This is a genomic window from Bacillus sp. 05T31, assembly GCF_056396725.1.
In genome coordinates this window covers 1-1701 of sequence record NZ_JBFTMA010000834.1, presented here as the reverse complement: position 1 = coordinate 1701, position 1701 = coordinate 1, and the positions used below count along the sequence as shown (strand labels likewise).

Sequence of the window (1701 nt, the reverse complement as noted above, 5' to 3'; positions counted from 1 at the left end):
CTTCTGTATCATGCTCATTCATTTGACAGCCATATGTACGAATGTAAAACTTTCTTCCTGCGCCAAAATCGCGAAACTCTTCAGGTAGGCCAAAATCTCTTTCAATTTTAACTTCTTCTTTCCCACGCTTTTTCGCCAATTTCAAGGAAGGTGGTTGGTATACACTTTCAAAGTATTTACTATAATCTTTCTCTTCTTTTTTCGTAGAGGAATTTGCTTGTCGACTTGCTAATCGTTGTTGCTCGTTCATCGGTAATCTCCTTTCACCCTTAACTATACACACACTCTGTAGTCCATTTTAATGCGCTTAGACCCATCTCAATGATGTTAGATAGCATGAGAGATAACTTGCCCTTTGAAACTTGAGTAATCGATCTAATCATCCGTAAGAATGAAGTCTTCCCCACACAAATAGACATTCCCTTTTTATTATTTCATCTTGTCCTACCCAAAAGTATATTGCTTTATCCCTATACACATTATCATAGTATAGAGCCTTTAGCCAACTTTAACGAAGAAGGCTTCTTATCCTATATTTCATTTCACAGTTATTGAACATGCTATTTTTATACAACGATTTATATATTATTTTATCATTCTGAATTTTCTAAGTAAACAAATCTATTAATTATTTTTATTCACTCAAAAAGAAGGTTACCAAGCGGCAACCTTCTCTCCGATCATTACATAAATTCAGCAACAAGCTCATCAAACATTTTCTGATCCATATTCAAATCAGCTTGCACTAAAGGTTTTTCACTATAGTCTTTTACAAGCTCTTGGTAAGAAGGCTGCTTTGTGTTTTGATAAATTAAACCTGTTACTAACCCGTTCTTTTCCATTAATGTTTGCATAGCCATCATGCGGTTAGATGGATCATATCCTTCTACTGTACTTAGTTTCGTTAAATTCTCTTTAAACCAATCATAAGTATTTACTTTATTGTAAGTAACACATGGACTAAATACATTAATTAATGAAAAGCCTTTATGGTTAATACCAGCTTCAATAATTTGCGTTAATTCTTTTAAATCACTTGAAAAGCTTTGCGCCACAAATGTCGCACCAGCTGTTAAAGCCATTTCCATAACATTTAGTGATGGTTCAATTGAACCTTGTGGTGTACTTTTCGTTTTAAATCCAGCTTCACTACGTGGTGAAGTTTGACCTTTTGTTAATCCGTAAATTTGGTTATCCATTACGATGTACGTAATATCAATGTTACGACGAATAGAATGGATTGTATGTCCCATACCAATCGCAAAACCATCACCGTCACCACCGGATGCAATAACTGTTAAATCACGATTTGCCATTTTCACACCTTGTGCAATTGGAAGAGCACGTCCGTGAATACTATGCAAACCATATGAATTAATATACCCTGAAATACGACCGGAACAGCCGATACCAGAAATAACAGCTAGCTCATCTGGATTTAAACCAACGTTAGCTGCCGCACGCTGAATCGCAGCCTGCACCGAGAAGTCTCCGCAACCTGGGCACCAGTTTGGTTTTACACTGTTACGAAAGTCCTTAAATGTTGCCATTTAATACAACCCCTTTTTTACATTCGTTGTAAATCTCTTTCGGCAAGAATGGATTTCCATCGTATTTTAAAAGACTAGAAATTTTCTCACCATTGCCAAGATTCATTTTCATAATGTTAGCAAGCTGACCAGTTGCATTGTTTTCTACTAC

At 36.0% G+C, this 1701-nt stretch carries 1 protein-coding gene and 1 pseudogene; both read right to left on the bottom strand.

Annotated elements, in window-relative coordinates:
* Positions 1-250: pseudogene (locus AC1DJR_RS28890) on the bottom strand (tRNA (N6-isopentenyl adenosine(37)-C2)-methylthiotransferase MiaB); the annotation flags it as partial.
* A 433-nt stretch (positions 251-683) separates the two neighbouring features.
* Positions 684-1550, bottom strand: coding sequence for a 2-oxoacid:ferredoxin oxidoreductase subunit beta (locus tag AC1DJR_RS28885; protein WP_002088040.1), 867 nt, complete (start codon positions 1548-1550; stop codon positions 684-686).
* Positions 1551-1701: the final 151 nt, after the last annotated feature.

Excerpts from the sequence above, each read along its gene's own strand:
- AC1DJR_RS28885 (WP_002088040.1), bottom strand. The coding sequence starts at position 1,550 with ATGGCAACATTTAAGGACTTTCGTAACAGTGTAAAACCAAACTGGTGC.